At 29.5% G+C, this 26,956-nt stretch carries 29 protein-coding genes and 3 pseudogenes; 7 read left to right on the top strand and 25 right to left on the bottom strand.

The genetic code is table 11. The features are described 5' to 3' along the window. Positions 1-56: 56 nt before the first annotated feature. The 5 genes and pseudogenes from BN3265_RS02770 to BN3265_RS02750 form a co-directional block, all read right to left on the bottom strand. Positions 57-3,653 (bottom strand): hypothetical protein, encoded by a 3,597-nt coding sequence (locus tag BN3265_RS02770; RefSeq protein ID WP_058990059.1) that lies wholly within the window; start codon positions 3,651-3,653, stop codon positions 57-59. 266 nt (positions 3,654-3,919) lie between these two features. Next, positions 3,920-4,447: an N-6 DNA methylase gene (locus BN3265_RS09545; RefSeq protein ID WP_058990058.1), complete on the bottom strand. Its 528-nt coding sequence runs from the start codon at positions 4,445-4,447 to the stop codon at positions 3,920-3,922. Positions 4,448-4,523: 76 nt separating this feature from the next. Further along, a complete protein-coding gene (locus BN3265_RS09540; RefSeq protein ID WP_209436020.1) occupies positions 4,524-4,763 on the bottom strand; it encodes a hypothetical protein in 240 nt (79 codons plus the stop codon). Positions 4,764-4,855: 92 nt separating this feature from the next. Continuing rightward, a complete protein-coding gene (locus tag BN3265_RS02755; protein ID WP_058990057.1) occupies positions 4,856-5,071 on the bottom strand; it encodes a helix-turn-helix domain-containing protein in 216 nt (71 codons plus the stop codon). A gap of 112 nt (positions 5,072-5,183) precedes the next feature. Further along, positions 5,184-5,392 (bottom strand): annotated as a pseudogene (locus BN3265_RS02750) (plasmid mobilization relaxosome protein MobC); the annotation flags it as partial. A gap of 529 nt (positions 5,393-5,921) precedes the next feature. Here BN3265_RS02750 and BN3265_RS09765 point away from each other — a divergent pair. From BN3265_RS09765 to BN3265_RS09635, 5 genes and pseudogenes are all read left to right on the top strand, one after another. After that, positions 5,922-6,186: pseudogene (locus BN3265_RS09765) on the top strand (DNA-binding protein); the annotation flags it as partial. A gap of 233 nt (positions 6,187-6,419) precedes the next feature. Next, positions 6,420-7,175 carry a TraX family protein gene (locus BN3265_RS02745; protein ID WP_058990056.1) on the top strand — a complete coding sequence of 252 codons (756 nt, stop codon included), beginning with the start codon at positions 6,420-6,422 and terminating at the stop codon, positions 7,173-7,175. Positions 7,176-7,317: 142 nt separating this feature from the next. Then, positions 7,318-7,482: a hypothetical protein gene (locus BN3265_RS09585; protein WP_187367053.1), complete on the top strand. Its 165-nt coding sequence runs from the start codon at positions 7,318-7,320 to the stop codon at positions 7,480-7,482. After that, positions 7,483-7,911 carry an ABC transporter permease family protein gene (locus tag BN3265_RS02740; protein WP_058990055.1) on the top strand — a complete coding sequence of 143 codons (429 nt, stop codon included), beginning with the start codon at positions 7,483-7,485 and terminating at the stop codon, positions 7,909-7,911. A 46-nt stretch (positions 7,912-7,957) separates the two neighbouring features. Next, positions 7,958-8,201: pseudogene (locus tag BN3265_RS09635) on the top strand (hypothetical protein). Positions 8,202-8,275: 74 nt separating this feature from the next. Here BN3265_RS09635 and BN3265_RS02735 read toward each other — a convergent pair. From BN3265_RS02735 to BN3265_RS02710, 6 genes are all read right to left on the bottom strand, one after another. Next, complete coding sequence (locus BN3265_RS02735) at positions 8,276-9,607, bottom strand: relaxase/mobilization nuclease domain-containing protein (protein ID WP_058990054.1); 1,332 nt, start codon at positions 9,605-9,607, stop codon at positions 8,276-8,278. A gap of 1 nt (position 9,608) precedes the next feature. Further along, positions 9,609-9,965, bottom strand: a complete 357-nt coding sequence (locus BN3265_RS02730) for a plasmid mobilization protein (protein ID WP_058990053.1) — start codon at positions 9,963-9,965, stop codon at positions 9,609-9,611. 336 nt (positions 9,966-10,301) lie between these two features. Continuing rightward, on the bottom strand, positions 10,302-11,753 hold the full coding sequence (locus tag BN3265_RS02725; RefSeq protein ID WP_058990052.1) for a VapE domain-containing protein: 1,452 nt from the start codon (positions 11,751-11,753) through the stop codon (positions 10,302-10,304). 147 nt (positions 11,754-11,900) lie between these two features. Further along, the gene (locus BN3265_RS02720) at positions 11,901-12,263 is read right to left on the bottom strand and encodes a plasmid mobilization protein (RefSeq protein WP_058990051.1); all 363 of its coding nucleotides are present in this window, start codon (positions 12,261-12,263) and stop codon (positions 11,901-11,903) included. Then, the gene (locus tag BN3265_RS02715; RefSeq protein WP_058990050.1) at positions 12,256-13,380 is read right to left on the bottom strand and encodes a site-specific integrase; all 1,125 of its coding nucleotides are present in this window, start codon (positions 13,378-13,380) and stop codon (positions 12,256-12,258) included. Before BN3265_RS02715 ends, BN3265_RS02720 begins: the two co-directional genes overlap by 8 nt. A gap of 1 nt (position 13,381) precedes the next feature. Next, the gene (locus BN3265_RS02710) at positions 13,382-13,576 is read right to left on the bottom strand and encodes a hypothetical protein (RefSeq protein ID WP_058990049.1); all 195 of its coding nucleotides are present in this window, start codon (positions 13,574-13,576) and stop codon (positions 13,382-13,384) included. Positions 13,577-13,836: 260 nt separating this feature from the next. On the opposite strand from BN3265_RS02710, the gene BN3265_RS02705 reads away from it, so the two are divergent. Both BN3265_RS02705 and BN3265_RS02700 read left to right on the top strand, forming a co-directional pair. Then, positions 13,837-14,286 carry a helix-turn-helix domain-containing protein gene (locus tag BN3265_RS02705; RefSeq protein ID WP_058990048.1) on the top strand — a complete coding sequence of 150 codons (450 nt, stop codon included), beginning with the start codon at positions 13,837-13,839 and terminating at the stop codon, positions 14,284-14,286. Positions 14,287-14,301: 15 nt separating this feature from the next. Further along, complete coding sequence (locus BN3265_RS02700) at positions 14,302-14,520, top strand: hypothetical protein (protein WP_058990047.1); 219 nt, start codon at positions 14,302-14,304, stop codon at positions 14,518-14,520. 193 nt (positions 14,521-14,713) lie between these two features. On the opposite strand, the gene guaA is transcribed toward BN3265_RS02700, so the two are convergent. The 14 genes from guaA to BN3265_RS02630 form a co-directional block, all read right to left on the bottom strand. Continuing rightward, positions 14,714-16,249: a glutamine-hydrolyzing GMP synthase gene (gene guaA / locus BN3265_RS02695; RefSeq protein WP_058990046.1), complete on the bottom strand. Its 1,536-nt coding sequence runs from the start codon at positions 16,247-16,249 to the stop codon at positions 14,714-14,716. 9 nt (positions 16,250-16,258) lie between these two features. Next, positions 16,259-16,774, bottom strand: coding sequence for a GNAT family N-acetyltransferase (locus BN3265_RS02690; RefSeq protein ID WP_058990045.1), 516 nt, complete (start codon positions 16,772-16,774; stop codon positions 16,259-16,261). A gap of 45 nt (positions 16,775-16,819) precedes the next feature. Next, positions 16,820-17,632, bottom strand: a complete 813-nt coding sequence (locus tag BN3265_RS02685; RefSeq protein WP_058990044.1) for a pyruvate, water dikinase regulatory protein — start codon at positions 17,630-17,632, stop codon at positions 16,820-16,822. An 8-nt stretch (positions 17,633-17,640) separates the two neighbouring features. Next, positions 17,641-19,710, bottom strand: coding sequence for a glycine--tRNA ligase subunit beta (glyS, locus tag BN3265_RS02680; RefSeq protein ID WP_058990043.1), 2,070 nt, complete (start codon positions 19,708-19,710; stop codon positions 17,641-17,643). After that, positions 19,710-20,585: a glycine--tRNA ligase subunit alpha gene (glyQ, locus tag BN3265_RS02675; RefSeq protein ID WP_058990042.1), complete on the bottom strand. Its 876-nt coding sequence runs from the start codon at positions 20,583-20,585 to the stop codon at positions 19,710-19,712. Before glyQ ends, glyS begins: the two co-directional genes overlap by 1 nt. Before the next feature lie 12 nt (positions 20,586-20,597). Next, on the bottom strand, positions 20,598-21,356 hold the full coding sequence (recO, locus tag BN3265_RS02670; protein WP_058990041.1) for a DNA repair protein RecO: 759 nt from the start codon (positions 21,354-21,356) through the stop codon (positions 20,598-20,600). Continuing rightward, complete coding sequence (era, locus tag BN3265_RS02665) at positions 21,343-22,224, bottom strand: GTPase Era (RefSeq protein ID WP_058990040.1); 882 nt, start codon at positions 22,222-22,224, stop codon at positions 21,343-21,345. The genes recO and era overlap by 14 nt, the downstream gene beginning before the upstream one ends. Beyond that, positions 22,221-22,625 (bottom strand): cytidine deaminase, encoded by a 405-nt coding sequence (gene cdd / locus BN3265_RS02660; protein ID WP_058990039.1) that lies wholly within the window; start codon positions 22,623-22,625, stop codon positions 22,221-22,223. The genes era and cdd overlap by 4 nt, the downstream gene beginning before the upstream one ends. Next, complete coding sequence (locus BN3265_RS02655) at positions 22,622-23,440, bottom strand: diacylglycerol kinase (protein ID WP_058990038.1); 819 nt, start codon at positions 23,438-23,440, stop codon at positions 22,622-22,624. Before BN3265_RS02655 ends, cdd begins: the two co-directional genes overlap by 4 nt. Then, complete coding sequence (gene ybeY, locus BN3265_RS02650) at positions 23,437-23,901, bottom strand: rRNA maturation RNase YbeY (RefSeq protein WP_058990037.1); 465 nt, start codon at positions 23,899-23,901, stop codon at positions 23,437-23,439. Before ybeY ends, BN3265_RS02655 begins: the two co-directional genes overlap by 4 nt. Next, complete coding sequence (locus BN3265_RS02645) at positions 23,882-24,820, bottom strand: PhoH family protein (protein ID WP_058990036.1); 939 nt, start codon at positions 24,818-24,820, stop codon at positions 23,882-23,884. The genes ybeY and BN3265_RS02645 overlap by 20 nt, the downstream gene beginning before the upstream one ends. A 100-nt stretch (positions 24,821-24,920) precedes the next feature. Continuing rightward, complete coding sequence (locus BN3265_RS02640; RefSeq protein ID WP_058990035.1) at positions 24,921-25,358, bottom strand: hypothetical protein; 438 nt, start codon at positions 25,356-25,358, stop codon at positions 24,921-24,923. After that, the gene (gene floA / locus BN3265_RS02635) at positions 25,358-26,299 is read right to left on the bottom strand and encodes a flotillin-like protein FloA (RefSeq protein ID WP_058990034.1); all 942 of its coding nucleotides are present in this window, start codon (positions 26,297-26,299) and stop codon (positions 25,358-25,360) included. The genes BN3265_RS02640 and floA overlap by 1 nt, the downstream gene beginning before the upstream one ends. After that, the gene (locus BN3265_RS02630; RefSeq protein ID WP_058990033.1) at positions 26,290-26,922 is read right to left on the bottom strand and encodes an NfeD family protein; all 633 of its coding nucleotides are present in this window, start codon (positions 26,920-26,922) and stop codon (positions 26,290-26,292) included. The genes floA and BN3265_RS02630 overlap by 10 nt, the downstream gene beginning before the upstream one ends. Between the last annotated feature and the right edge of the window lie 34 nt (positions 26,923-26,956).

Below are 26,956 nucleotides of genomic sequence, written 5' to 3'. Positions count from 1 at the left end.
TAGTTTATTAATCAGAAGTAATTATTATATGTATTGATACTTTAATAATTCTACTATTAGTCATATGTTTCATGCCGAGATTTTTTGATTCTATCTACCATTTCTGAATAAGAAACTATGGGAAAAGATACATTTTTATACCTAGAAAAAAATACTTTGTTCACACACATGAAGGGTTTTATTTTATATTCTTCAGGATTTGTATAGCCTAATTGTTTAAGAACAACCGATAAGTTTTTATTTAAGTAATCAATTCTTTTTTGAAATTTCTCATCTTCTTTTTGTTCATTAAAGAATCGATTTTGTTGAGTATACATATCAAAAAAAGTTGAAACTAACATAATAACTTTGCACTCAACAATCCAAACATTTTTATTTATTTCATCGATCGCAAAAACATCATAATCCCCTAATTCCTGTGGGTGAACTTTATCTAGTTTCTTAAGCTCAAAATTTGTTTTTATTAATTCAAAATTTTGATTACTAAATATATTTTTTAAATCATATACTATTTTATTTTCGTATTCTCTTTTCCAGTTAAATATTGTCTGAACAGTGTTTGGCAAATTTGATCTATAAGGTAGCATGAAATCAAATAATCCATTAATCCACTCTCTTTTGAGATTATCAAAAGTTATTGGTGAAAATATTATTTCTTCACCATAGCTAAATATTGGCCTTACATCAAATCTATTCTCTCTGTCATTTTTATTTCCTATAGGCAAATAGAAGTCAGCTTTGTCATTAATGGTTTTTAAGTTTTTTTCATCAATGATTAGATACTTAAGATACTTATCAGCGTCACTTAGTTCAATTGATAAATCAATAATATTTATAAAATCGTTTAGTAAAACATCTCTCGACGAAGAGTACACATTAGATCCAACTTTCTGTACTATTTGTTCGTCAAACCCTTTACTGAAATAGGATAATAGATCCAGAAAAATTTCAAAATCTAAACCAGTATCTTTTGCAAATGAAATTTTAATTTTTCCAAAATAATTGCTATCAATAACTTCATCCCTACTCAAACCAATATTGTTATTATAGATTCTCTTTATTAATTCATTATTTTCTTCTTCAGTGTTAAAAGGTATTGTATCTACCGTAAAATCTTCACTAACTTCAACATATGATTCATCTTGGGTAAAGTAGCACATATCAGCAACATCACTAAGCACAATGAGCCAATTCGCATAAGCAAGAGCAAACAAAATGCTATCATTTTCAGGCTCTATTTTGCTTTCATTATTTAGATATAAGTTTGTTTCTATTATATATAATACTTTTCTAGTTTCGTATTTGGATTTTTCACGTTGATTAATAATTCTTTCTCTAACCTCAATATCTTTTTTTAGATCTAGATTTTGATAAGACCCATAGCGCGCTCTATTTATATGAATACTATGAAGCAAAGATGAATAATAATCTAATAATATGCGATGCAGAGCAATTCCTGAAAATTTTGAAACTTCTTTTTCAAAATCCTCTATTAAATACTTTTGCATACTTCGTATAATTCTGTTCGCATCCTTACCTTTATAAACGCCTGGAGAAATATTATTAGAGTTACATAAAATTGCTATCCTTTTTCGAACTTCATGAAAGTGATGTGATTCAGGAGAATAAAGTTTATAATAATCATTCCAGATATAATCAATTCCTGTAGTAAACACACCAATCATTTTAGGACATTTTGATAAAGATAAAATTTTAGATTTAAATTTTGAACTAAGTTTTGGTCTACGCTCTAACATTGGCAAAAATATCTCTTCCAAAATTTTTAGCTCTACACTTCGATTAGTTGCTGATTCTAAATCAGCAAAAATCTTAACCTTGTCCTTAACTACAAATTTAATTAGCCACTTTCCGCCATAATAAAAAGCATCACTATAACAATAAACTCTATCCTCATTAAGAAAAGACGTAGGTTCTATATTTTTTGCATATTCAATAGGCATAAACATTAATTGTATGCGATTTTCTAAAAATATTTCTTTTAAAGAATTTACTCCTTCATCTATTATCTCATCTAACACTTGATGTATTTGCCTATAATCTTCTATGTTTTTTAAATCTTTGTAAAATTCAATATTATTTGATTGAAAAATATAGTTATCTTGATCTAAAGGAATCAATCTTCCTCCGAAACCTGTTCCATATTTCGAAAAAATTTCGAAACTATCAGATTCAAATTCTACTATTTTCCAAGCAAATGGCTCACAAAACTGATAATCATCTGAAATAAATGGGTATGCTTTCAATTCATTTTTAAAATATTCCACAACGCCAACATTTTCAGTATCATAACCAACATCAAGCATACTAAACTTAATAGCTCCTTTAGAAATGTAACGTTGTTGGTTTTTCCATGTGAAAAAGAATGCTGCATCACTTCCGAAACCTAAAACTTGTTCAAACTCATTTTCTGAACTATATGTAAGATATTCAAAAAGCTCATCGATATTATCCATAAAATTCAAATAATAGATTACATCCAGTGCTGTGCATTTTTTTCTGCTATTCTGTTCTTCCAAAATAACATTCATTTGATTAGGATTTGAGAAACTGTCATATAACAAAAACACAATTGGAAAATCATTTTTAATGGAAAAACCTCTTAATATTCCTGACTCAAAGCGATCATATATTTCACCAAATTCAAGTTGATTTGATTTGTGCAACTCATTTATCCTATCTATTTCTTTTGTCAGAGTTTTTTCGGTATACTCATCTTTATTAATTGCAATAACAACCCCATTATTTCCTTTTGCTACAAATGTATATACTGGCGTATCTTCACTTGGTTTTCCGTCAAAAAATAATTTTGCAGGTGCATACATTTCACAATTAACAGATCTATCTAATTCAAAAAGACTAAAGACTCTCTCAAAAATGCCGTTATTAACAACAACTATTTTCTCCTCATCTGTTAGTCTACTTTCCCATAAGTCATATAAATCTACTAATATAGAAGCATTAAAAACTGGATAAATATCGCTTTCTTTAATTATAAAATGCTTTTTTTCTATTAAATGATTTGCATCAAATATGCATGATAAATCGTGGATGTTATACTTAGAAACTTCTTCATTAAAAAAAATTTTTGTTTTGTCATACAACTCAGATGATGGAAGAACAAACCTAGGCTCATCAGCTCCATCATTTTTATTGACATCAATAAAATATTCGATAACATTTGATGAATACTCAAAAACTAAAGTTAATTCCTTTTCTTGATTAGTCATTCTTGCAACAGATGGCAAAAAATTAATACAAGCAAAAACGTTGTTATGGCCAGTTCCAACTATGACTCTATAGAATACATTTTTATAATTAATTCTCACATCACCAAAATCTTCTACAGTATAATCATCAAATATTGTAGGTTTACAGATGGCATAGATTTTTGAAAAAAACTCCGAAAATTCACTATAAGTCTTTATTTCCTTTGTTCCTTCATTTTTATGCTCGAAAAGACAAGCATTTAATGCAAGACAAGATTCTAACGTTGACCTATTATTTATACAAATATTAATGCAGAAAATAGCCTGAACTAAATCCTCGAATAAATACTTATCAGTAATTTTAATCAACTTGTTTATTCTATTATATATACTCGGAAAAGCTTCTGAAGTTGTTTTTTCTAACATATGTAATCCTCCTTTTAATTACTCATAATTTGGATTTAAAGTTTAGATTCATAACAAATATTAATAATCTCTTATAATCACTTTCTATGCAAAATCTATCTAATGCATATTGTGTTTCTCTACCACAATTTTAGTAAAATTTAGTATATTTCTTATATAAGATTCAATTGCTCTTCTAATTTCTATCATTTATATTATCCTTATTTTCTTGTTAATTTCTTCCTATACTGATGTGCTGTTTAGAACAATTATGTGCCATAATTACTCTAAACAGCACACCAATGATTTATTTTATTATTTAATAGAGAGCTTGAAAACCTTGATTCTTCGTGAATATTTGCCGTTTTCATAATTATGACACGAAACCCACAACAAGGATCCATTACTGTATCTGATGGCTTAAGATCTAACAAGTCACGAAAAAGTTCAGTTATATGTCTAGGGGTTATTATTCCCAAAGCCTGACCGTTACCGCCAGAATAAGACATAAACTCCCCATAAAATAGTCCTAAATAATCTTCACCATTTTTATGGTATCTAATTGATTGATATATACTTTTATATAAAAACTCAGTATAGTGCTTATTTGGAGTTTTCCCTAAATTGGATTCAATTTGATTTATTTTTGTAGTACCTTTTATAACAGAAAATTGATTCAATAATTGATCTCTTTTTACGTCAGGTGACACACGTGCTCTATTAAGATTATCTCTTATGGCATCATAAATTTTTTCGCCATCAGTCTTATTAGAATCCCCAGTAAGCATTTCAATGGAAAAATTCCCATATTCCATTTCTCTTAAAGCTAATAAAATACCTGATACAATTCTATGTTTCTTTTCATTTCCTGATACACCAATTGCTAATACTTTATGTATATGAGGTATTTTTTATAAGATGTTTCCCATAAAACAATGCACCACTAACTGCATAATCACAAATAGATAAAACATCTTCTGCTATAATTCTATCATCTGTCCTTTTTTCATGCATAGAAAAAGAATTTTTATATTCTATGACAATTATAAAATCTTTGACTATCCCAACATATTCTGGAAATCCAACTTTGCCGTTTCCTCTTTTGGACGCAATTTTAAGCGCATCATCCATTTCCTTTATTGTAGAGCCTTGTGAATCTAAATTTAATTATGCTTCTTTAAGTAAATCATAGACCCATAAATCTGTACTCTTTTCTTTTAATTTTATATTTCATACTCCATAATGTCTTCAACTTTACACTCAAGAACATAACAAATTTTTGCTAAGGTTTCTAAGTCAATTCTTTTAACCTTATTATTGCAATAAGAATTAAGTTGTGTCCTTTGAAGATTTGCTTCTTTTTCTAACTTGTTTTTGCTTATATTTTTCTCTTCTAAAACTTGGTCTATTTTAAAAATAATATTGCCAAAGTTTTGCATTAATCTCTCTCCCTTGTCATTTTAAAAATCGGCTTTTCATTTAAATATATTCTATCATATTTTAAAAACTTCTTACAGGTCTAAGATGCTTTTAAAAAGTGATTCTATTTATTTATTTCTTTCTTAATAACAAGGAGTGTATATCCCATATTTCTTTTGACAATTTTCCTATTTTTTCTCTCATATAACCAATATCTTTCTTATAAATAACACCCGTTATATTAGTTGCTTTTGCAATTTGGTTTATATTATTGTCGCATTTGATACTAACCATTGAAGATCTCTAAATGGCTCTAGGACTACAATGTAAATTTCTTTTTTTCATCTTTTAAATATATTTTTAGTAGATTTTTTAAATTTATTTTATACTAGATGTCGCTTTTAATTGTACAACCTATCAAATAAAAAAGACCATAACACTTAAGTTATGATCTAATTTTTTGTCCAAATGTAAACCACTTGGAACTATTATTCAATTTATTCTTTTTTACTTCCAGTACCATTTGAGTACCAGTATCCATTTTCCATTCTCTTTATAGCTTGTAATTAAGCCATTTTAGAAAATTTTACGATTACTCCCATTCTTCTTTTCCAAATGTACAGTATATCCCAAATCGTTCAAAATACTAGGTTCTATTTTTTCTATTATCACTAAATCCACCTAATTACAGGACGTTTTCAAATTTTTAGTCCCGTCCCAGTCCCAGTACCGGAGAAATATCGTTTTAATATAATATCTCTTAAGCTTGTTTATCAAGTTTTCAAATTAATGTCACTTCGAATTTAGTTCATTTTTACTTTTTGCTTAGAGGGTTTAAATCTAAATATATTACATGGTAATTATCCATTCTATGTATATAAGACAAAAGATCTACAGAACCTAAAGTAAGGAGATTTTGTTAAAATATTTGGTCAAGTAAAAACAAGAATTTATAACAAAGGGAAAGAACATAAGAATGTCCGTATTTTGTCTTCTAAGCCCTTAAAAGCAAAAGAACAAGGTAAAGAGTCAAGAGAAGGATAAAAAGTCAATATTAGGGCAAATAAAAAGCTTTAAGACAGATGACAAAACTAAGTCAACTAAGAAAGACCATAGCAAAGGTGCAGAAAGATAAATATCGGCAGTCTTCGGACTGCCTTTATTTTTTTGCTCAGTTTAACGCGGTAAATCATACGATTGAAAGGAATCTGTGTTATATGCTATAATTAGGTGGATAATCTATATATTTAAAAAGGTAAAATATAGAATTGGAGAAAGATATGGAAGAAAGTGAAATTTATCATCCTTCTTTCGATATAGATTTTTTGTATTCTTATGATTTTAAAACTATCAAGCTAGGGGGATATTATGAAAAGGTTTAATGGATTTCAATTGAAACTATTTATGGCAATGCTTATGGTTCTTGATCATTTAGATCATATTCCGGGACTTTTACCACCATGGTGGGCAGAAAGCTTTCATGTCATAACAAGATGTGTTGCACCATTTTTTGCTTACATGGCAGTTGAAGGCTTTCTTCATACCCGAAGCAGGTTGAAATATAATGGGCGTCTGTTTTTGTGGGCAGGCATTATGTTTGTGGGTAACTTTGGAGTGAACCATCTGTTAAATGTAGATTCCCTGACAATTGACAATAATATTTTCTTTACATTGGCGATGGGAGTGCTTGCATTAAACGTATGGTGCTATCCTGTAAAAAGTGACAAGATCAGTTCGAAAGTAATATTAGCATTGCGTATTCTGGTTGCAGTTCCGATTACTGTTTATGCATGCCTAGCATATGAAGGCAGCCAGGCTGTCGTTCCATTTATGCTCATTTGTTATTTTTTGCGTAATAAAGTAAACATTCGAAATATTGCTATTTGTGTGTTGTCTGTATTGCTGTTCATTCTAACTTTTGAGATTTATCCATCTATGGACACAACCATAAAGATGATGATGTTCAACAGTGACTGGTTGGTTTTCACAGCATTACCATTTATGTATTTATATAATGGAGAACAGGGACCAAAAACAAAATTCAGCAAATATTTCTTCTATATATTCTATCCAGCTCATTTGTGGATACTGGCCTTGATCGGGTACATTACCACTATTGTATAAGTAGGCAGAAAATTAAAACAATATTAAAAGTTTATCATATTGAAAAAATATTATGGAAATAAGGGAAATATCAGCAACACCGTTGATGATATAGCTTTGACGTAAATGAAGGAGAATACATTGGTATTATGTGTGCATCCTTATGGATGAGTCAAAAGATGAAGAACTTATTAATGCTCCGTATGTATTAAATATGAATGTAAAAGACTCGGAGATGAGAAATGTAAAGGATTATTTGGATAATAAGATAAGAGAATCGATAATGCCAAATGAAAAGTACGATATTAACACAAAAGCAGATATTTAAATGAATCGAAAAAGTGATCTAGAATCTTTAAAGAAAGTCGAATTTGCGATGGTTTTCATTATTTTTATTCTTAATGTGACAAATGGTTATTCATCCATTAATTTAAGTCTTATGAGTAGAAAGAAGGAAATTGGCAGCCTTTATTCATGCGGTATGGACGTAGATGAGTTAAAGAATATTTATCGAAAAGAGTTTATAGGAGAGCAAATAAAATCATTTATTGTTGCGGGAATAACCACATTAGGAGTCATGATTGTAATATCTCGTATAGCTCCTAATTTAAGTCTAAATATATTAATAAGATATTATGACTATAAATTATTTCTTGGATTTTCTATTGTGGTTTACGCAATCAACTTACTAATCTATAAATTTTCTTTAAAGAGAATTTTAGACAGACCAACAATCGATTTGATTAGAACAGAATAATTTCAAAGAAAGAGGAGTATTTATTAAATAGAAATTAAGCAAGAAGATATTTCTACTTGGACTTGTAATATTTGTTATTTCTTACCTACTTACAGTAGAAATATTTGAAAGCTATACAAGTCTTAGACAAACTAGACTCACTTTAATGTTTGTCTGCCCAATTATTGGACTAATAGGTTTAATATTTGGGATAAAGGAAAAGGATAAATTGTTTAATGGCTTTAAATGTCCTTTTGATCTTATTACTTCCTATAGCAATGTTTGCTAGTCATATAGTAGGATTTCTTTAAGTAAGATAATAAGTTTAGAGTAAAATTTTGTAAATAATCTTAAAAAAGCTATAGGCTTATTCGCTTATAGCTTTTTATCTCTCCACTTCCTTCCCATAATAATTTTCATAATTCTTCCTATACTGAACAAGGTCAAAAAATTGTTCTTTATTCAAAGAATACTCTTGCATAAGGGTGTTCTTTTTTTCTTGCAATTTATCGAGTTTGGTTAGTATTTCTTTTGTGTTTGGTAGTTTTTTATAGTTAACTAAAATTTCTTTAGCGGCTATTTTATAGACTGAAAGCTCACTATAATATTCTTCTGCAAATTGCTTATCTTCAGGATTTTTCTTGTAGTATTTATAGATTTCACGATACTTATTTATAGTATTTATATTTTCCATATCTTGGGATAAACTCTTCATTTCAGTTTCAATTTTCTTTATTTTATCTAACAAGTCTTGTCTATCATCGGCAGATTTTTTTATTAGATCATCGAGTTGAGTAATTGAATTAATTCCTTGTTCTCTCAGTTTGATTATTGAATCAGCCATTGTTTTGATATTATGTTTTCTTGCCCAAACTTCATAACCTTTAGAGGATTGAACTTTTTTATTAGTAGATATATCAATAATATTTCCTACACGTTTTTTAATAGGATTAGCTTTGTTTTTTATAGCTAAATCTATTCTTTCTTTGATATTTTCTTCGGTATAATCTTCTCCGATAGTCTTCGCTCTTGTAAATCTTTGCTTATCTTTATGACGAAAAGCAATGTGTTTACCAAACTTAATTTCATAATCAAGAGATTTCATATTTTCTAAAAATTCTTCCCACGATTTAGACTTATTAATCATTCTATCTATATCAAATTGCAGTTTAGACTTCCATGAGTTTCCTTTCTTGTTTTGGTCATATTCGTACCAAGACTTACCAGCAGTTTTATATTTTCTTTTGTAAGCTTCATAATATTCATCAATGACTGAAAGCTTATTTTCTTTACATAATTCATCACTTTGATACCTGATTTTATGGTAAGTTTTTTTGTTAGATTGGTAGCACTTACCAGTATTGTAATTAACATTATTAAAAATAATATGGTTATGGATATGCCCTCTATCTATATGAGTTGCTAGAACAAATTCATAATCTTCTTTTAAAATTTCATTACATAATTCCATCCCAATTTCGTGAGCTTTTATAGGATCAACCTCTCCTGGTAGAAAAGATTGAATTAAATGTCTAGCCAGAACTGTACCTTTAGTATCATTATCTTCTCGTGTTTTCATAAATTGAATATGGGCAGTAGCTGGATGACATTTGAATGAAGATACCAAGACTTTTTCATCAGTTTTTTCGCTCTTAGTAATGTAATCTATTGCCAAATTTAGAGTTGATTTTATAGGATGTATTTTTGTAATTGCCATATTAATCACCAGAACTTTCTTTTGATTTATTAAGGAGTAAGGAATGGATCTGCCATATTTCTCTTGATAATTTTTCTATCTGTCTATTCATTGATTCAATTTCATTCTTGTAAATAACACCAGTTGTATTAGTTGCTTTTGCAATCTGGTTTATATTATTTGTTGCATTTGAAAGTAACCATTGAAGATCTCTAAATGGTTCTAAATCTACTATATAAATTTCTTTTTCCAATACACATTTCCTAAGAAAGTGAGACATAGTTTTACAATTTGCAAGTTTCATTTTCTTTTCAAATATTTCTTTTTCTTCGTCTGTTAAATATATTTTTAGTTGATTTTTTCTTGTTCTATTATCCATATATTTCTCCTTTACTCATATTTTTTGGGGTCTTAGGGTTCTCCCTAACAAGGTAAAAATCGTAAAATTATATAGCCTTAAAGTCTATTGATTTTTTGATTTTTTCGTAAGTGGGTACTCACTTACTGTGCTTGCTATTATTAACAAGTCTAAAATTTATTTTTTAATATTTTTTCAAATAGGAATTAATAAGTGTAACTGTAACTTATAAAATAAAAACTTCCAAAATTAGGCGAGCTTGTTTTAAGAGTCTATGACAACTCCTTATTATCAAGCCATTAATTTATGTAATCCTAATTTAAGAAGATTTATAACGATTGGTTACAGGTTACAAAGTTACATTTGTATCTTTACTTGATTTGCAGTATCTATTTCTAATTGATTTTCTTTTTTCCATTCTTCTGGCAATAAATTCTTGTCAACTTCTATAAAGTCAGTTTCATTTTCTTTTTTCTTTTCATAGTATAGTTTTACTGGAATTGAGACTCCACTTGGTGATATTCTCTTGGTCTTTGATGACCTAACTGGAATCCACTCTTGAAAATAATTATCCATAATCTCTGAAAAAGATTTTGATTTTATTTGGTAGCCTTGCATGGTTAGTTCTTTGAAACAAGTTATATTTGGATCTGCACTTTTTGGCTTATATTCTTCTAAGAAATATCTAATGTCTTCCACATCTGGGTTTAGATATTTGAATTTTTCTTGTTCCTTATACAAGTCTTTTAAAAGATTTTTTGGTATAGTCCATGCGTGAGTCTTGTTTTTAAAGATTTCATACCCTAAGGCTAGAGCCTGATTAAAATCTTCTCTTATAAGAGATATATATTCTTTATCTGAAATTTTTTCTTTATTATTTTTATCTGGATATATAGTCCTTACTCTTTTATTTGGGTTGCATTCCACAGGCAAATATCTTCTTTCTCCAGTATGATCATTAAGAAAAGTTCTTTCGTTTAATGTCCCTATAAAGATGCAAGTTCTTGGCACGTCTGTTGCATATTTTTCGTAGGGTATCCTTATCCTATCGCTTAATTTTGATAAAAAAGATTTAGCTTCATTAGCCGATTTTGCATTTCTTAAAGCAACAAATTCTTCGATTTCAACAACAGTTTTACCCATAAGATTCATTATAGCATCCTTGCCTTGAATGTTTTCAATTGTGCAAAACCAATCATTTGTTATGGACAAGTATCTTGCAAAAGTCGATTTGCCTATACCTTGTCCACCAACTAAAACAATCATCTCATCAAACTTAGCTCCTGGATTGAAAATTCTTTTTATCATGCCCAATATCATATGTTCCATTATCCAATTGTTAAGCTCTGTATCATCCGCTCCTAAATACCTTGGTAAAAGTTTTCTAATGGCATTTTTATCTCCATTCCATTTTAGATTTTGAAGATATTGCTTTGGCGGACTCACTTCATATTGGTGAGCTACAAAACGAATAGCTTCCCACATTTTGTTTGAGTTATAATTTATTCCAAAATGTTTTTCTATCTCTAAGCCTAGTCTATTGTTTAAAGAATCATCCCAAAGTCGTATTTGATTTTCCTTTATATTTCTTTCTCCAATAATTTTCCCCTGGAATTTTATTTCATTGGTAAATTTATCAAAGAATATTTGTCCATCAATGATCTTTTGGTTTTGGCAATATTTTGGATTTAAAATAGCAGTTACAATATTCCCAGTAATTTGTCTAACCGTTCCCTTATCTGTCGTTTGTAAGTCTAATAAGGCGTAAGTCTGATCTATTTCTGGGAATTTTAATTTAATATCTGTCATAAAACTCACTCCTTTTCTTTTTACAAGTAACTAATCTCTTCAAATTTTTATATTTGTTTTTCATTTTATCCTCCTGTCTGGTATAAATAAGACTCCTGTGGTAAAATGAACTTGTCTAGAGAACACTTCTCACAGGAGTGTATGCCTTTACTCTTTGTAGTAGGGGCTTTTTTCTTTTTTGATTTCTTCATATATTTCTAAAACATAGATTAAAATATCAGCTTCATAGTCATTTAGTTTTCCAAACTTTTTAATGACTTTTGCTAGTTGAAATATTTCCTTGGCAATATTATCAGAAAGTCTGTAATCACTTACTAACTTAACTTCGTGATTTAATAGCATTTGTAGAAAATAATCTTGTTTTTTAAGTCCACTTATTGCAATTTTTTTGTTTATTAGATCATATTCTTCTTCAGATACTCTAAAATTTAAAATTCGATTTCTTTTTCTATTTTTCTCTTTATTTCGATTTTTTTGTGAAATGTCATCTAATGAATGTCTTCTAAACATCTTTATCGTCCTCTTCTAATAAATCTTTCCAATCATTTGCCTTATTACTTCTTACTTGCGTTAAAGACAGAGCCATCTCTTTTTGCTTGCTAGGGAAAAGGTGAGCATATCTATAGGTGATGTCAATCGATTCATGTCCAACCCTATCAGCTATTGCAGTTGCAGAAAATCCAAGTTCAATCAATAGTGAAACATGAGAATGCCTTAAATCATGTATTCTAATTCTTTTTACTTGAGATTTCTTAGATCCCCTATCCATTTCATGGTGGAGGTAGCTCTTAGAAAAATTAAATATTAAGTCTTTTGGTTTTATCTTATAAAAACTATCTATATATTCTTTGATCTCATCATTTAAAAATTCAGGCATAACTATTGTCCTAATGCTTTTTTTAGTCTTAGGGGCTGTTATTACATTTTTCCCATCAATCCTTTGTAAAGATTCATCAATTTTTAATGTATGCCTTTCAAAATCAAATTTCTCTTTTGTTAAGGCTAATAATTCTCCCATTCTAAGACCACACCAATACAAAAGTTCAAAAGCATAGAATGATTCAGGTTTATCTTTAATGGCTTCTATAAATCTTTCATATTCATCTTGAGTCCAAAATAGCATTTCATCAGCTTCTTTTTCTCCCATAGATCCAACATCACGAGCAACATTAGTTTTTAAATTGTAGTACCTACAGGCATGATTTAAGATACTAGATAACTGGGCATGAATAGTTCTCAAATAAGTAGGAGAGTAGTTTTTACCATTCTTATCCTTAATCTTCATAAGCTCATTTTGCCATTGAATTATGGTTACATTACTTATCTCATTAAGCATTAGATCACCTATATAGGGAAGTATTTTTTGATTTACAATTGCTTCTTTTGTCCTCCAAGTATTTTCTCTTATTCTTGGTTTTCTATCTCTCTTATAAAGTTCAAAAAACTCCCTAAAGCTCATTTCAATTGATTCAGAATGTTGATTTAAGAATTCTTGTTCCCATTTTAATGCTTCTTTTTTTGTTGAAAATCCACGTTTTTTCTTAGTTAATTTTTCTCCTTTCCAGTTGGTATAATAAAACCTGCAATACCAAGTCTTATTTTCACTTTCATCTCTGTATGCTGGCACTTTAAACCTCCTTTGTATTAGTTGGTTTATAGCAATACTTTTCCATAAAGTATTCTCTATTTACCTTTCCTCTTTGTATACGATAGCCTAATTTAAGTAAGTCTTGATTCATATCGTTTATTATCTGATATGCTGTTGTCCTACTTACATCAAGAAATTCTTGTACATCTTTTGCATTCATAAAAATACCTTTCATAATGTCCTCCTTTTATAGTTTGAAGGTTCTACATCCTCAAAAGGGCGAGCATTAATTTATATATCTTACAATTTCCGTTCAATATCGAACTGTATGTATATATAATAACAGTTCATATTTGTTCTGTCAAGTTTTTTCTATTTATTTTTTTCTAAAATATTCAAATGTTTGCAGATATTTGTAACAGAACAGTTTTGTTGAGCTTTTGTTCATTTTGTGATAAAATATTTATAGTTATTGTGAAATAAGGAGGATTTAGTTTGATTTCGGGAGAAAAATTAAAAAAGTTAAGACTTATGCGAAACTTAACTCAAAAAGAACTTGCCATTAAGTCTGGTTTGACAGATGCTGCTATAAGAAATTACGAGCTTGGAAATAGATCTCCAAGTAATGAACAATTACAAAAAATATCTGAAGCACTTGATTGTGATATATCAGCATTAATTAATCATGAACCTAATTCTATTTTTGAAATAATGCATATAATCTTTGATTATGAAAAAGATATGAAGTTTAGACCGTTGGCAGGTGATGGAGAAATTACTGGACTTTTATCAAATGATGTAGACTTCAATAATTTTCTTATAGAATGGAATGAGATGAGAAAAAAACATTACAACGATGAAATAACAGACGAGGAATTTGAAGATTGGAAGTTGTCTTTTCCTAAGAAATCAAGATTTTTGAAAAATAAAACAAAGCATGAGTAAAGAAAGGATTTTTATATGATTATATATACTACAAATGAATGGAAAGGGTATGGCAAACAAAATTATTATTGGAATGAATACAGGTTAGAATGCAATGAAGTTAGAAAATATAAATGCAATAGACATAAATTTTTTGATGGCAAAGAGAACAATTGGGAAGAAAGCGAAGAACTTATAGAGTCTTGGGCACTTTATGATCCTAATATGCCAGAATGGCTACATCAATATCTATAATATAATTCACTACATAGACGCAAAAAGACCGAAGCACTCACGCTACGGTCTAATTTTTTTGTATTCATTTGTAAAGCCACTTTGAGCTATTATTGGATTTATTCTTTTTGAAACCTTTACCCAATTTTGTCCCATTTGCTCATTCTAACAAGCTATAAACCTTGAAAACAAGCCGTTTTCAGTAAAATATATCCTATTCCCATTCAATTGTTCCTGGTGGTTTTGAGGTTATGTCGTAGACTATTCTTCCTACTCCTTTTACTTCGTTTATCATTCTATTTGATAGGGTTTGTTGGAGTTCGTATGGCATGTCGAAAGCTTCTACTGTCATTGCGTCTTTGCTTGATACTGCTCTTACTACTACTACGTAGTCGTAGGATCTTTCGTCGCCTTTTACTCCTACTGTTCTTAGTGGGGTAAATACTGTGAAATATTGCCAGATATCTCTGTTTAATCCTGCATTTTTTACTTCTTCTCTTAGAATTGCGTCGGTTTCTCTTACTATTTCTAATTTTTCTTCTGTTATATCTCCTATAACTCTTATTGCAAGTCCTGGTCCTGGGAATGGTTGTCTCCATACCATTTCTTCTGGAACGCCAATGCTTTCTCCAAGTGCTCTAACCTCGTCTTTGAAAAGTTCTCTTAGTGGTTCTACTACTCCTTCAAAAAGCATATCTTCTGGAAGTCCGCCTACATTGTGGTGGGATTTTATTACTGAACCTTTTCCTTTTCCACTTTCTATTACGTCTGGATATATTGTTCCTTGTACTAAATATTTTGCATCACCAAATTTTTTGGCTTCTCTTTCGAAAACTTCTATGAAGTGGTTTCCTATTATTTTTCTTTTTTCTTCTGGTTCTTCTACGCCTTTTAAAAGTTCAAGAAAATCTTTTGAAGCATCTACCATTTTTACGTTTAAGCCAATTTGTTTATATTGTTCCATGACTGATTTTGCTTCGTCTTTTCTTAATAAACCGTGATCTACGAAAATACATTGAAGATTATCTCCAATTGCCTTGTGAACAAGTGTTGCTGCTATTGTTGAGTCTACTCCACCAGATAGGCCGCAAATCATTTTTTCGCCAGCGTATTTTTCTTTTATATTTTCTATTGTTTCTTGGGCCAAGTCTTTCATTATCCAGGTTTTTTTTGCCTTACAAATATTTAAAACGAAATTTTCTAATATTTGAAATCCATATTCGGAATGGGCAACTTCTGGGTGAAATTGTACGGCATAAATATTTTTTTCTTCGTTTTCAAATCCTGCTATTGGGCAATTTAATGACCAGGCAGTTTTTTTGAAACCTTCGCCTATTTTTGTAACTTGGTCTCTGTGGTTCATCCAAATTATTGACTCTTGGGCTACATTTTCATATAATTTTGATCTTTGGTCAACAAATAAAGGAGTTTTTCCGTATTCTCCTTTTTCTGCCTCGCTTATTTCTCCATCAAAATGAAAAGCTAGAGCTTGCATTCCATAACAAATTCCAAGAATTGGTACGTTTAAATTTAAAATTTCTGGATTTAATTTTAGGCTGTCGTCACTGTGGATTGATTGTGGACCACCTGTCAATATTATTCCGTCTAAATTTTCAAGATCAAGAGTTTTTAAATCCACATCACAATCATGTAATGTTGCATAAACTCCCATCTCCCTTATTCTTCTTACAATAAGTTGGTTATATTGGCCACCAAAGTCCAATACCATAATTTCGGATTTTTTTTCCATCTATCCCTCCTATATTTCTCCAAATATTGCAAAATATTTCATATAATCAAGATTATCCATCTTGTAGTAGCTATACTTCGTATCTTCATCATACTTTTTAAAGTGTAAATTTTCTATAATAGATTTAAAAGCTCCATTATTTTTTTCTGCCTTTAAATAAATTTCTTTTTTCTCACCAAGGGTAAAGAAATAATCTATGACTGCTTCTAGAGCTTCTCTCGCATATCCCCTATTTCTTAGTGATTTATTTATAATTATAAAAAGACCTACTCCGTCGTTTTTATCAAAGGCTTTAACAACTCCTATTGAATCGTTCATTCCTTTTTTTACAATGTGCCAAAAATTATAATCTTCTTTTACTTTATAATATTTTGCAGTTTTTCCTATTAATTCTTCTTTTGTTTCTGTATTTGTAAAATAAAAAAATTTTGGATCTTCTATAAATTCTAAATTTTTTTCTAAATCTGCCTTTTCAAATTTTCTAATAATAAGTCGTCTTGATAGTATAAGTTTGGTGTTTTCCATAAGCCTCCCTCACATAAAAAATAAGCTGCAAAGGCAGCATATTTTTTAAGAAAAATTCTTTTTGTAATATTCTAGCACATCAGTTGCTGTTTGTTCAATTGTATTTAATGATACATCAAAAACTTTACAATCTAAATCTTCAAATACACCTTTTGCATATTCTAATTCTCTGTTGATCCTCTCCTTATCAAAATATTCGCTTTTTGATTTTAAGCCAAGACCTTTTGACCTGTCTTCTCTAATTTTTGATAATTTATCAGGATCTATGGTAAGGCCTATGATTCTTTTTGGATCAATTTCAAAAACTTCTTCTGGTAGTCTAATTTCTGGAACCAAAGGAAGATTAAACACCTTGTAGTCCTTAGTTGCAAGAAGCATAGTTACTGGGGTTTTTGATGTTCTTGAAACTCCAAGTAACAATATATCTGCCTCTTTTATTCCTCTTGGATCTTTTCCATCATCATATTTTACAGCAAATTCAATGGACTCGATCATAGAAAAGTAATCTTTTGATAATTTTCTTGTGAGTTTTTTCTCTCTTAGGGCCTTTTGTCCTGTAACTTGTTCAAAAAGTGAAAGTGCAGGTCCCAATATATCTATAACCTTGATATTTTCTTCTTGAGCTTTTTGTATCAAATATTCTTCGAGTTTTTTCTCGGCTATAGTTTGGATTATTATTGAATCTTTTGGAATTTTCTCAACAATTTTGTTGATTTTTTCTTCGCTATCTATATTAAATTTTCTCTTAACATCAAATTCTACATTTGGAAAATGAGTAACTACTGATTTTGCGAATGTTTCAGCTGTTGCTCCAGTAGAATCACTGATTATATAAACATTCAAAACATCACAAGCCATATTATCTCCTATTTAACTAAATCTTTTATATTAAATATTCTAGAAATATTTTTAGCTAGTTTATTTAATAAGGCCAACCTATTATTTTTAATTTCTTCATCTTCAACCATTATCATTGTGTTATCTAGATATTCATTACCAATTTGTCTTGTTGATGCAATTTCGTCAAGGGCCTTTTCATACAATTTTTGACTTAAATATTTTTCACAATCTAGCCCTTCTATCGCATCATAGTATTCTTTTTCTAGGCCTTGGTCTAATTTTTCTACATCAACATCTACACTTTCAAAATCTTTGGTGAAATTATTAATTCTTGTGAAATAATTTAGAATTTCTTCACTATTTTCTTTTTCAACAAATTCTTCCAAAGTTTTTACTTTTTCTATAACTGATAAGATGTTTGTTTCTCCAGTAGAAAGAACTGCATTTACTAAATCATATCTGTATCCCTTATCAATCATCATATTTTTAAGTCTATCTATGAAAAATTCTGTGATTTTTTCTAGAGTTTTATCATAATCAAAGGAAATTTCATTTTTTTCTGTGTAAACAAATAAGGAATCTTTGATCAAATCTTTTAAATCAACATTAATTTTATTATCTGCAAGAATATTTATAATACCAATTGCTGATCTTCTAAGTCCAAATGGATCTTGGCTTCCTGTTACATAATTTTCAATTATGTATAAACCTGTGATTGTATCGATTTTATCTGCTATTGAAAGAACTATTCCTGCTACTGATTTTGGCAAAGAATCCTCTGAGCTTCTTGGCTTATAAGCTTCTTCGATTGCATTTGCAACTTGACTGTTTTCTCCAGAATTTTTGGCATAAATTCTTCCCATAGTTCCTTGAAGTTCTGTAAATTCAATAACCATTTTTGTTACAAGGTCAGCTTTTGAAAGATAGGCTGCTCTTAATAAATTATCTGATACGTCTTCACCAAGTTTGAATTCCTCAAGATAATTTTTGGAAAGAGATATAAGTCTTTCAGTTTTTTGATAAACCGAACCAAGTCCTTCAAAAAATGTAAGTCTTTTTAGCTCTTCTACATATTCTTCTAGCTTTTTATTATTATCTATATCATAGAAAAATTTTGCATCTTCAAGTCTTGCTGTAAGAACTTTTTTATTTCCATTTATTACATTTTCTTTGGCATAATCGTCACCATTTCTTACCAACAAGAAATATGGCATAAGATTTTCATGATCATCTACAATTGGAAAATATCTTTGGTGATCTTTCATTGGAGTTATTATTACTTCTTTTGGTAATTTTAAATATTCGTGATCAAGCTCACCCAACAAAACTGTAGGATATTCTACTATATTTATAACTTCTTCAAGCAAGTCTTCATCTTTTAAGAATTGTCCGCCGATTTCTTTGGCATAGCGATTTAGGCCTCTTAAAATTATTTCTCTTCTTTCTTTATAGGATAAAATTACATAATTTTCTCTCAAAAGATCTAAGTAGGAATCAATTTTATCTACTATTATTTCACTTTTTCCTAAAACCCTGTGACCCTTTGTTGTATTTGAAACTTTTATTCCTTCAGCTTCAAATTCTAAAATTTCATCATCTAAAAGGGATAAGAAATATCTGATTGGTCTTGCAAATCTAATTGATTTTCCTCCCCATCTCATAGATCTTGGAAAATTTAATGATTTTACAAGTTCATATACGTTTTTTTGTAAAACTTCTTTTATTGATGGGCTCTCTTCTTTTTTTTCTACATAAATATATTCTTCGCCCTTAAAATCTTTGATTATTACATCAGATACTTCAGCTTTTTGTCCTCGCAAAAATCCTAAAAGTGCCTTTGATGGATTTCCTTCTTGGTCATAGGCGATTTTTTTGGAAGGTCCTTTTACGCTTATAAGCTCATCTGATATGTTTTCACTTAGTCCATCAAGTAAAATTGCAAATCTTCTTGGAGTTGATTCTACTTTTATTTCTTCTAAGCTTAACTTATTTTCTTCAATTAACTTTTTAAATTTTTCTTCAAGCTGGTTTTTTGTTGAATTTATATAAGCTGAAGGGAATTCTTCAACTCCTATTTCTAATAAATATTTGCTCATTACTTATCCTTTCTTAAAAGTGGATATCCTAGTTCTTCTCTTTTTTCTATATATGCTTTTGCAACCTTACTAGAAATATCTCTTACTCTTTTAATATAGTGACTTCTTTCTGATGCTGAAATTGCTCCCATGGCATCTAATGTGTTGAAAGTGTGGGATGATTTTAAAACATTATCGTAAGCTGGATAAACAAGTCCCTTGTCAATTAATCTATTTGCTTCCTTTTCATAAATTTCAAATAATTGTTCCAAAACTTCACTATCAGCATCTTCAAATGAATACTTTGAATTTTCATATTCTGGTAATTTGAAAACATCTGAATATTTCAAATCTTTTGACCACTCTATATCAAAAACATTATCTACATTTTGTAAATACATACAAACTCTTTCAAGACCCATGGTTATTTCTCCACTTTCAAGCTCGCAGTTTATTCCGCCAACTTGTTGGAAATAAGTAAATTGGGTTATTTCCATTCCATCAAGCCAAACTTCCCAGCCAAGTCCCCAAGCTCCAAGAGTTGGTGATTGCCAATTGTCTTCTACAAATCTTATGTCGTGTTCTTTTGGATTAATTCCAATTACCTCAAGACTTTTTAAATATAAATCTTGGATATTTTCTGGAGTTGGTTTTAGTAAAACTTGTAGTTGATGATGTTGGTATAATCTGTTAGGATTTTCTCCATACCTACCATCAGCTGGTCTTCTTGATGGTTCTACATAAACAACTTTCCAAGGCTCTTTTCCCAAAGATCTCAAAAAAGTATGAGGATTCATTGTTCCTGCTCCTTTTTCTGAGTCATAAGGAAGCATAATTGATGCACCTTGTTCTTCCCAATATTTTATTAATTTTAGCATTAAATCTTCAAAATACATTTTCTCTCCTAATTATTTGACTAAATTTATTACCCAATCAAGTGAGCTAAATCTTTTAATTTCTAAACATTCTAATACATAGCTTGTTACCAAATTTATCATCTTTTTCTTTTCAATTTTCAAATTAATTTTTGAAACCTGGTCGGTTGGAGTATAGATTAATTTTAAAATATACAAATACTCATCTCTTGTAAGATATACTATATCCTTTTTTATTTTCTTGCAAGATGAATCAACCATTCCCCCATCTTTTACAGAAAAATAAGCATCATTAGGATTAATTTTTAATCCGCACAAGGAACATTCTTTTAAATTTGGTTTAAAACCCGAAAAAGATATGTACTTTAATAAAAAGCAAAGGAAAATATTAAAATAATTTTCGCTTGCTTTTTCAAAGCTATCAAAAGTCTTGTCCATTAAATTATAGACAAAATCTTTTTGGTCAAAATCAATTGTTCTCAGCAATAAATCACAAATTGCCGATTTGTATACTATTATATCAAAATTTTTGTTTGATTTCGAATAAGATTTTAATAATGACGCATCTCTTATTCCAAAAAATTTTTCTCCAGACTTATAAAGATTGTATGATGCTTTGACAAATCTTTGGGTTGAAGAAAGATTAGGATTTTTTTTATTTAAAACTCCCTTGGCAATTATGGAAATTTTTCCCATATCTTTTGTAAAAACTTCTATGATTTTACTTGATTCTCTGTAAGAAAATTCCCTTAAAACGAAACCTTCTACATTTGAATTATCATTTGTAACCAAACCTGTTCACCAATTTTTGTTTTTTACGCCAGTCTTTTTCGACCTTAACCCACAATTTCAAATTTATTTTGCTATCCATAAAAACTTCGATTTCTTTTCTTGCTTCCATGCCGATTTTTTTGATTTTACTACCGTTTTTTCCTATTACAATTTCCTTGTGACTTGGCCTTTCCAAAATAAGACTTGCATATATATCGTATAAATTTTTGCCATCTCTTTTTTTGAATTCATCTATTCTTACAAAAATTCCATGGGGAATTTCATTTGATAAATTTTTCAAAGCTTTTTCCCTGATAATTTCTGATACGATAAATCTTTCGTTTTTGTCAGTTATCATATCTGATGGATAGTAAAGTGGCCCTTCTGGCAAAATTTCCTTTACTGTTTCAATATATTTTCCAATATTTTCATCGTTTAAAGCTGAAATTGGAATTATGTAATCAAAAGTATTCAAGCCTATGTAGGTTTTTTTTATTTGATCAATTTCTCCTTCTTCTAAAAGGTCGCATTTGTTTATAAGAAGAATTTTTGGAACCTTTACTTTTTCTAAAATTTCCAAAATCATCTTATCAAGCCTTCCTATTTTAAGGGAATTATCTACTATAAATGTCACCAAATCTGAATCTTTGAGGCTATCTTCTGAAACTTCCAAAAGATGTTCTTGAAGTTTATTTCTTGGTGTTTGGATACCTGGTGTGTCAAGAAAAATTATTTGTGAATTTTCGTCGTTATATATTATTTTTATTTCATCTCTTGTGGTTTGGGGCTTGTTTGAAATTATTGAAATTTTTTCTCCTAAAATTTTTTCCATCAATGTAGATTTTCCTACATTCGCCCTTCCTACTACCGATACAAATCCTGATTTCATTTCTCCTCCAAATCTTTTTTTGAAAAGTTATATGGAAGAATGTCATCAAGTCCATATATCTTGTAATTATTTACTGAATTTGCTATTACAATTTTTGATTCTGAATCTAAAAATTCTGCCATAAATTGTCTGCAAACTCCACAAGGATAGGTCATTGTGCTATCACCTGTAATTACTATTGTGTCAATTTCTCTATCTCCAGCACTTATTGCTGATGATAGGGCAGATCTTTCTGCACAAAGTGTTACAGAATAAGCTGCATTTTCAATATTTACTCCCTTGTAAATATTTCCTTTTTTTGTTAAAACCACGCTTGATACCCTAAAATTTGAATAAGGTGAATAGGAATTTTTTTTATTTTCTATGGCTAGTTTTATTAATTCTTTTAAATCTTTTTTCATGAAAAAACTCCAAATATTAAAAGTGCTACAGCTGTTCCCAAAATTGCTCCCCTAATAATTTCTGGGAGGGAATGTATATTTGCTTCGAAACGACTTTCTGCAACTATAACAGCAAGTCCATAAAATACAAAAATCAAAAAACCTTCATCTATTCTCATAGATCCAATTGTTGCAAGGCAAAATGCTATTGATGTGTGACCTGAAACAAATCCTCCATGAAAAGCTGTTCCGTGTCCCTTATAAAAAATCCCCTTTAAAAATATGGTTAAAATAATTACGATTGAAACTGTAATAAGGGCAAGGTGGGACGGTTTTCTGGAAATTCTTAAAACAACTGATGAGGAAAAATTTGCAACCTTATCAAAAAATACCAAATAAGCAATAAAAATTGTATTTAAGGCTGAAACAAAAGTTGCAGCTGCAGACAAGTCCTTGCTGGCTTTAGCTTCTTTTGATTTTTTGCCTCCTCCACCAAGATTTACCGCTTGTTCCAAGGAAGTATTTAAAAGTTCACAAGAAATTACAAAGGCAATCGAGAAAACCAAAAACATCATTTCAACTCTTGAAACATTTAAAAACAAAGAAACTAAAAGAACAAGAACAGAAGTTATTATATGAAATTTCATGTTTTTTTCATTATTTATTGCAAAAACCAAGCCCTCAAAAGCATAGTCAAAGCCTTTTACGAATTTTTCTCCAGGACTTTTTGCACTAGGAACATATTTTTGGGCTTGGTCTTCCCTTTCCTTTTCTTCTTTCAATTCTTTTTTTACTTGGTCTTTTATTTGATCAATTAATTGTTTTTCATCTTTCATTTGAATACTCCAAGATTTTTCATAACTTCTTTTTCCTTAGCTCTCATAATTTTTTTGTCATTTTCTTCAATATGATCATAACCCAAAAGATGAAGGATAGAATGGCAGGTCAAATACATTATTTCTCTTTCAAAAGAATGTCCCAAGTATTTTGCTTGTTTTCTTGCAACATCAAGGCAAATTACAACATCACCAAGCATAAGATATGGTTTTTCAAGTAAAGTTTTCCTATCTTCATTAAAAAAATCTTCAATTGGAAAAGATAAAACATCAGTCACCCTATCAATTGATCTGAAATCTTTATTTAATTGTCTTATTTTTTCTTCATCAACAAAAGAAAGAGAAATTTCACATTTTTTTTCATCAACATTTTCAAGTTTTAAAACTTCTAAAATAACTTTTTCAATATCTTTTTCAAGATTTAAATCTTTCTTTGTTTCATTATTTATTATCAGATTCATTTTTTTCTTTTTCCTTATCGGCCTTGTCGTAGGCTTCAATTATTCTTTGAACTAAAGGATGTCTTACTACATCAATTGCAGTAAATTCCATAAATTCTATTCCTCTTACATTTCTAAGAATTCTTGATGCAGATTTTAATCCTGAATTTTTTCCACGAGGAAGGTCAATTTGAGTTATATCTCCAGTTATAATCGCCTTTGAACCGTAGCCAAGTCTTGTCAAAAACATCTTCATTTGCTCAAAAGTTGTATTTTGTGCTTCATCCAAAATTACAAAAGAATTATCAAGAGTTCTTCCTCTCATGTAAGCAAGAGGTGCAACTTCGATTACTCCTTTTTCGACCAAATTTTGATAAGTTTCAAAACCAAAAATTTCAAAAAGTGCATCGTAGAGAGGTCTTAAATATGGATCTACCTTATCTTGCAAATCTCCTGGCAAAAATCCTAAACTTTCTCCCGCTTCAACGGCAGGCCTTGTAAGAATAATTCTATTTACCTCATTATTTTTGAAAGCTCTTATCGCCATGGCAACTGCCAAATATGTTTTTCCAGTTCCGGCAGGTCCAATCCCAAAAACTACATCATTATTTTCAATCATGCTCACATAAGATTTTTGGCCCAAGGTTTTTGGTTTGATTGGTTTTCCATTTGCAGTTGTAACTATGACTTGATCAAGTGTGGATTTTACTATTTCCTTATTTTCACGAACAAGTAAGTCAGAGAAATATTTCAATTTTTGAAAGTCAATACTTCCCTCTTTTTTTATAACTTCAATAATTTCATTTATAAGTTTTTTTGTTAGATGTAAATTTACTTCATCTCCCACCAAACTTATATTTCCATTTTCAGTTTTAATTTTTACATCAAATCTATTTTCTATATATTTTCTATTTTTATCAAAATTACCGAATAAACCCATAATTAATTCGGTATTATTTATTTCTAAAATTTCCTTAATTTTAATCACTCCTTTGAGATTATTATACCATCTTAATAGCAAAAGAAAAAAGATGAGAAACTCATCTTTTCGCTTTTGGCTTTCCTATTATTTCTGAATAAATTATTGCCTTTTTTAATTCATTTTTATTTAATTTTATTTTTTCATCATCTGAAAAATTATTTTCAATTTTTTTGGAAATTTTTTTTGAATTTTCCCTTAATTTTTCTTTTTTTAACTTATCATAGTAGGCAAGCTTTCTATCTTCTCTTTCTATACCCTTATAAGTTTTTTGGTAAGATTTTTTATGACTTTTTTTTGGGTCATCTGCAAGATATGACATAGCCTTTCCAAAAGCCATCTTGTTTTTTGGTTTTTTTAGATTATTATTTTCTTTTTTTTCTATATTTTTTAACCAAGTATCAAAATCAGGAGTTTCCTTTCCCTCTTCTTTATTACTTTCTTTGTCTAGTTTGTAAATAAATTTATAAAACTTGGTTCTGAAATTATCTTTTGCCATTAAAATTCATCTCTACTATCAGATTCTGATATTTTATTTCTCATTTGAGTATCGGCGTTGATATTTTTCATATTATAATAATCTAAAACTCCAAGATTTCCGCTTTCAAGTGCCTTGGCAATAGCAAGTGGTACTTTTGATTGGGCTTCGACAACTTTCGCCCTGTTTTCTTGTTCAAGGGCAATAGCTTGGGCACGTCTTTCTTCGGCCTTTGCTTGGGCAATATTTTTGTCAGCTTCTGCTTGATCTCTTTGTAATTCTGCCCCAACATTTCGTCCTACATCAACATCTGCAATATCAATTGATAAAATTTCAAAGGCTGTTCCTGAATCAAGTCCCTTTTCCAAAACTGTTTGGGAAATATTATCTGGATTTTCTAAAACTTCTGCATGAGTGTGAGATGAACCAACTGTTGTTACAATTCCTTCTCCAACTCTTGCTATAATTGTTTCTTCTCCTGCTCCTCCTACAAGTCTTTCTATATTTGCTCTTACAGTAACTTTTGCAATAACTTTAACTTCAATTCCGTTTTTTGCTACGGCTGCAATAGTTGGTGTATTTATTACTTTTGGATTTACAGAAACTTGAACAGCTTCAAAAACATTTCTTCCTGCAAGATTCATTGCAGCTGCTTGTTGGAAAGTTAAATCTATATTTGCCCTTTCAGCAGCTATCAAAGCATCTACAACTTGGTTTACATCTCCTCCTGAAAGGTAATGACTTTCCAAATCTGAACTTGAAATTTGAATGCCTGCTTGGTGAGATTTAATTAAAGCGTAAATAATATATCTAGGATTTACTCTCCTAAATCTCATTGCTACAAGAGATCCCATTGAAACTGGAACTCCTGATGATCTTGCTGTAATCCAAAGTCCTATTGGGACAAGGGACAAAAATACTATTACAAAAATTACTATTAAAGCTGGAATTATTATTGGCATTTTGTATCCTCCTTAACATAAATGTTTCCATCTTTTATTTCAACTACTTCAACTTCTACATCTTTTTTGATAAAATCACCATAAGTTTTACCATCGTAGATTTTTCCATCAATTATTATTCTTCCTGTCGGTCTTAAAATACTGAGAGTTTTTCCTTTTTTACCACATAGATAAGTGTAATCTTTTTTCGAATTAAATCCCCTTTCTTTTGTTTGCGTACTTGTCAAAATTGACTTATTAAATAAATCTGCTGAAAATCCTAATTTTATAAAAACAGTAACGCTAATAAAAACTGACGCCGCAGTAACTAATAAAACTATTATTCCAAACAAAGAATTATTTAAAGAATCCATTAGAGAATAAATTGTTAAAATTATTCCCAAGCTTCCCAAAATACCAAAACTTGGTGTAATTAGCTCTATAACAAGTAATAAAATACCAGAAATAAAAGCTATTATGGTAATAAGATCAGCCTCGCCCCTATCAAGGCCCGTTTTATAAAAATAAATAAAAAGACCAAGTGCTATAAGGCCAAATAATATTTTTTTATCTGTAAAAAATATAGCCACAATACAAATAAATGCAAGGCTAAAAGATAGGGCTAATAAAATATCACTTAACATAAAATCCCTTTCTTGATTAATTAAAATTATATTT

The sequence above is a fragment of the Anaerococcus rubeinfantis genome (assembly GCF_001487145.1).
Lineage (GTDB): Bacteria > Bacillota > Clostridia > Tissierellales > Peptoniphilaceae > Anaerococcus > Anaerococcus rubeinfantis.
The sequence above is the reverse complement of the archived record's forward strand: the minus strand, read 5'-3'. Positions and strand labels throughout refer to the sequence as shown.

Coding starts and splice junctions, on each gene's coding strand:
- BN3265_RS02770 (WP_058990059.1), bottom strand. CDS start 3,653: ATGTTAGAAAAAACAACTTCAGAAGCTTTTCCGAGTATATATAATAGA.
- BN3265_RS09545 (WP_058990058.1), bottom strand. CDS start 4,447: ATGGAATATGGGAATTTTTCCATTGAAATGCTTACTGGGGATTCTAAT.
- BN3265_RS09540 (WP_209436020.1), bottom strand. CDS start 4,763: ATGGATGATGCGCTTAAAATTGCGTCCAAAAGAGGAAACGGCAAAGTT.
- BN3265_RS02755 (WP_058990057.1), bottom strand. CDS start 5,071: ATGCAAAACTTTGGCAATATTATTTTTAAAATAGACCAAGTTTTAGAA.
- BN3265_RS02745 (WP_058990056.1), top strand. CDS start 6,420: ATGAAAAGGTTTAATGGATTTCAATTGAAACTATTTATGGCAATGCTT.
- BN3265_RS09585 (WP_187367053.1), top strand. CDS start 7,318: ATGGATGAGTCAAAAGATGAAGAACTTATTAATGCTCCGTATGTATTA.
- BN3265_RS02740 (WP_058990055.1), top strand. CDS start 7,483: ATGAATCGAAAAAGTGATCTAGAATCTTTAAAGAAAGTCGAATTTGCG.
- BN3265_RS02735 (WP_058990054.1), bottom strand. CDS start 9,607: ATGGCAATTACAAAAATACATCCTATAAAATCAACTCTAAATTTGGCA.
- BN3265_RS02730 (WP_058990053.1), bottom strand. CDS start 9,965: ATGGATAATAGAACAAGAAAAAATCAACTAAAAATATATTTAACAGAC.
- BN3265_RS02725 (WP_058990052.1), bottom strand. CDS start 11,753: ATGACAGATATTAAATTAAAATTCCCAGAAATAGATCAGACTTACGCC.
- BN3265_RS02720 (WP_058990051.1), bottom strand. CDS start 12,263: ATGTTTAGAAGACATTCATTAGATGACATTTCACAAAAAAATCGAAAT.
- BN3265_RS02710 (WP_058990049.1), bottom strand. CDS start 13,576: ATGAAAGGTATTTTTATGAATGCAAAAGATGTACAAGAATTTCTTGAT.
- BN3265_RS02700 (WP_058990047.1), top strand. CDS start 14,302: ATGATTATATATACTACAAATGAATGGAAAGGGTATGGCAAACAAAAT.
- guaA (WP_058990046.1), bottom strand. CDS start 16,249: ATGGAAAAAAAATCCGAAATTATGGTATTGGACTTTGGTGGCCAATAT.
- BN3265_RS02690 (WP_058990045.1), bottom strand. CDS start 16,774: ATGGAAAACACCAAACTTATACTATCAAGACGACTTATTATTAGAAAA.
- BN3265_RS02685 (WP_058990044.1), bottom strand. CDS start 17,632: ATGGCTTGTGATGTTTTGAATGTTTATATAATCAGTGATTCTACTGGA.
- glyS (WP_058990043.1), bottom strand. CDS start 19,710: ATGAGCAAATATTTATTAGAAATAGGAGTTGAAGAATTCCCTTCAGCT.
- glyQ (WP_058990042.1), bottom strand. CDS start 20,585: ATGTATTTTGAAGATTTAATGCTAAAATTAATAAAATATTGGGAAGAA.
- era (WP_058990040.1), bottom strand. CDS start 22,224: ATGAAATCAGGATTTGTATCGGTAGTAGGAAGGGCGAATGTAGGAAAA.
- cdd (WP_058990039.1), bottom strand. CDS start 22,625: ATGAAAAAAGATTTAAAAGAATTAATAAAACTAGCCATAGAAAATAAA.
- BN3265_RS02655 (WP_058990038.1), bottom strand. CDS start 23,440: ATGAAAGATGAAAAACAATTAATTGATCAAATAAAAGACCAAGTAAAA.
- ybeY (WP_058990037.1), bottom strand. CDS start 23,901: ATGAATCTGATAATAAATAATGAAACAAAGAAAGATTTAAATCTTGAA.
- BN3265_RS02645 (WP_058990036.1), bottom strand. CDS start 24,820: ATGGGTTTATTCGGTAATTTTGATAAAAATAGAAAATATATAGAAAAT.
- BN3265_RS02640 (WP_058990035.1), bottom strand. CDS start 25,358: ATGGCAAAAGATAATTTCAGAACCAAGTTTTATAAATTTATTTACAAA.
- floA (WP_058990034.1), bottom strand. CDS start 26,299: ATGCCAATAATAATTCCAGCTTTAATAGTAATTTTTGTAATAGTATTT.
- BN3265_RS02630 (WP_058990033.1), bottom strand. CDS start 26,922: ATGTTAAGTGATATTTTATTAGCCCTATCTTTTAGCCTTGCATTTATT.